The following is a 3,644-nucleotide window of genomic DNA, read 5'->3' on the forward strand; positions in this document are numbered from 1 at the left end:
GATGATCTTTTTTTACAACCTCCCAATGTAGAGAATATTCTTTCTGAAAATTTACTAACGTAAGTATTCTATTTAGCTTTAATATTTAAAGTTAAACAATATGTAAACTTCTAAAATTTTATAAATATAAAATGTTGCAATTACCAGTAAAATGGTAAAATACTAGTATGAATGTAACTAATTATACTAGGACGGAGAGATGGGATGAGGAAAATTCTCACGGTGGCAGCCAGCTTGTTTTTGTTGATGCCAACCGTAGGCTATGCGGCGGGGATGCAGGATGTCCATTCATTGGAGAACAAGGGAAGCGGTAAAGAGAAAGTAATTGTAAATGAGCAGAGGGATAGTATCTTAAGTCAGCAGGCGATGCCTCAAGCGAATTTGACTGTAAAGCCTGAATTTAAGAAGAATCAAATCGAGAAGATTTTCAAAACTTCTTCGGACTTTGATCAACATGAGCTGATCATCAAGTTCAAAGAAGAAACAACTGACGGTCAAAAGAATGAAGTTTTAAAGAAGCATTATCTGAAGAAGAAGTCTGAATTGGATGTTGCTTCTTTTGTGCTTGTGGAGACAGCGAGGGGGGAAGATCATCAATCACTTGCTAAAAAATTAGTCAAAAGTGAAGTGGTTGAGTATGTCGAGCCGAATGCTAAAGCGAAGAAAACCTATGTACCGAAAGATCCTCATTATAAGAAACAATGGCATTTGCCTAAGTTGAATTTACCTAAAGCTTGGGATGTGACAAAAGGCTCCAACAAGGTGATTGTTGCTGTCATTGATGATGGTGTTCAGACGAATCATCCTGACTTGAAACACAGTATTGTAAATCCCTTCAATGCTGTCAGCGGAACAAGTTATACTCCTGGCAACCATGGAACGCATGTGGCGGGAATCATCGCAGCGGCAGCAAATGGTTCAGGCTCTGTCGGCGTGGCACCAAATGTCAAAATCATGCCGATTGATGTGTTTTATGGAGACGGTGCCTCTTTTTATGATGTAGCGGTAGGTGTGCAATATGCCGTCAATAAAGGCGCAAAGGTCATTAATATGAGTATTGGTGCCTATTCGGGACATTATTTGCTGGATTATATTATACAATATGCTGCTGCCCAAGGAGTTACTGTGGTTGCAGGATCCGGAAATGATGCTGTGAATTATCCTTTTTATCCTGCAGCATATGATAATGTCATAGCTGTCAGCAGTACGAATAGGAATGATAAGGATTCCTGGTTTTCTAACTATGGTTACTACATTGATTTTTCCGCACCGGGTGAAGAGATTTACTCGACGGTAACGAAAAGCTCCTATGCTGCTTATGATGGCACGTCTATGGCAACGCCGGTAGTTGCGGGTGTAGCAGCTTTAGTTCTATCCAAAAATCCGTTTTTGTCAGGATATCAGGTGGAAAGTATACTGGCTCGCTCTTCCATTGATCTTGGAAGAAAAGGGTGGGATTCTTTATATGGTTATGGAAGGGTAGATGCACAGCGGGCTTTGAATAGCACAGCGGCACCATTATCGAATCTTTCCGTGCCGACAGGCTTCAATATGACGGGGAGCAATAAAGCAGGCATTACCTTCAACGCGACAGGTAACACGATTTTGAATGTCTATGTACAGAACAGCAACGGAAAGACGGTCCGCAAGCTTGTCAGCAACAAGATGTGGAATGGCGGCAAGGCATCGATTGCTTGGGATGGAAAACTTGATGGTACTTCTGTAATGGCTTCAAGCGGTAACTATAAGATCGTTGTCGCCTTATCGAGCGGAACACGTTCTTTAAGCTGGAACAGATTCATCAAGGTGACAAATAATATCCCGCCTAAAGTGGATACGGCTGCTACCAATCATTTCTCGCCAACGCTAAACAAAAGTGTCAATATTCCTTTTACATTAAGCAAAGCAGCTTTCTTATCCGTTAAAGTGACAGATGGTTCGAATCGTCTCGTGAGGCAGTTATGGAACAGTAAATCAACTGCAGCAGGCAAAAGAAGCATTTCTTGGGATGGAAAGAATACTTCCGGCAAGCTTATGAAAGACGGTGATTATAAACTCGTCTTCACCGCTAAGGATAGTAATAAGAAAAGCAGTTCCAAATCTGTCAAAATCAAAATGGATCGTGTCGCACCAAGCACTTCTTTGACCCTTTCATCAGGCCGTTTCAAAATGGATGGAAAATCCCTGCACACCGCACACTTTAACTTGACGGAAGCGGCATATGTGACGGCATCTGTTCATTCGGAAAATGGTACTGTCATGCAGACGCTTGTGAATAATACATCCACAAAAGCAGGTAAAGGAACAGTCAGATGGAACGGGAAGAATAATAAGACAGCATTGGTGTCTGAAGGGAAATATTATTATCAATTTGTGCTAAGTGATGTTACAGGCAATAAGAAAACCGTCAAAAGTCCAATCTTCACTGTCACTAACAATGTTAAGCCTTTCATCACAGGACAAAGGGACGCAGTGGTACTTCCGTATGAAGGTGCCGATGTGTCTTATACTCTTTCCAAGCAAAGTAAAGTTACAATTTGGATAGAGAAAAATGGCGAAGTCGTCAAAACTATCACTACAGAAGCCAATAAAGCTGGAGGAAGTCATTCCTTCTTATGGAACGGGACAGATGATGATGGGAAAGCAGTTAACGATGGAACCTATTCCTACGTTATACAAGCTGTTGATTCCCAAGGTTTGACTGGAAATTTCAGAAGCTATGTGTTTGTGGATGAAAGATAAGATATATTAGTTGGAATAAGGAAAGGGAGCCAATCCGGCTCCCCTTTCCTATTCACTCATCAAAATCTCCCTTATCAATCCGTCTATATATCTCCTCATATACGCCGCCGATGCATTGATATAGCTGAATGGACTCCTTAGATCCTTTGCCCATCTGGAATTGTTCGGCTTGCGTATAATGGTACGAAAATTGTTTCTCCAGATGTTTGAGCAGTTTGTCTTTATCCACGCTGGTCAGCCCCCTTTTAATACCTTACTAGAGTCTTCGCATTTGATGGATGGCCTGCATCTATGAATCACCGCATTGAAGTCAATCGGCTGTTTACGATAAGATGTCTTTTTATTGCATTTACCCAATGTATGTAGAAAAATATCACTTATAATGAAAAACCTCCCTATTGAATAGGTATTTACTCATCCCTTTATTCTTTTTCAGAATATAATTAAGAAATAATGGTAAAAAAGTCTGTGCGGTTGTAAAATTAAGGAATAACTTATTTCTTATCATAATGATCGTGAGGATAAACATTGAAATATATGATGGGTGTGTCACTCTTTCTCTATTTGTCGGTGGCTGCGGGTTGGGCACCTGCTCAGGAAGAAGATTGGAATCAACGATTTGTGACTGTAACGGAAGATGTTCAGCTTACGGAGGAAATTGACGGTGAAAGTATTTTGTTTGGTGTACTGCCGGAAGATCAGAATTTTTTAATCGAAAAGGAAGATGGGAATAACTACTATATACGTTTTGGTAACCATACATTCGCTTTACCGAGAAACAAAGGCTCCATATCCGAATTGCCGCTTCAGGTACTAGAAGATAATCCTGCAAGTGGAACAATGGTCACAAGAATGGAAGCGATTGTTCACGAACAGCCTTCTGGGGAAGCAAGACAGCTTGC

At 40.8% G+C, this 3,644-nt stretch carries 3 protein-coding genes; 2 read left to right on the top strand and 1 reads right to left on the bottom strand.

Annotated features, from left to right (window positions below):
• Window positions 1-204: 204 nt before the first annotated feature.
• Window positions 205-2,742, top strand: a complete 2,538-nt coding sequence (locus tag AC52RT_RS03590; RefSeq protein ID WP_495539486.1) for a S8 family serine peptidase — start codon at window positions 205-207, stop codon at window positions 2,740-2,742.
• 52 nt (window positions 2,743-2,794) lie between these two features.
• Here the strand turns inward: AC52RT_RS03590 and AC52RT_RS03595 are convergent, their stop codons facing one another.
• Complete coding sequence (locus AC52RT_RS03595) at window positions 2,795-2,971, bottom strand: hypothetical protein (RefSeq protein WP_495539487.1); 177 nt, start codon at window positions 2,969-2,971, stop codon at window positions 2,795-2,797.
• 299 nt (window positions 2,972-3,270) lie between these two features.
• Between AC52RT_RS03595 and AC52RT_RS03600 the strand changes: the two genes are divergently transcribed.
• On the top strand, window positions 3,271-3,644 hold a 374-nt coding region (locus AC52RT_RS03600), incomplete at its 3' end, for a hypothetical protein (protein ID WP_495539488.1).

The organism is Peribacillus sp., from assembly GCF_059453735.1.

Bases quoted from the DNA above. Each gene is read 5' to 3' on its own strand.
- AC52RT_RS03590 (WP_495539486.1), top strand. From the start codon at position 205: ATGAGGAAAATTCTCACGGTGGCAGCCAGCTTGTTTTTGTTGATGCCA.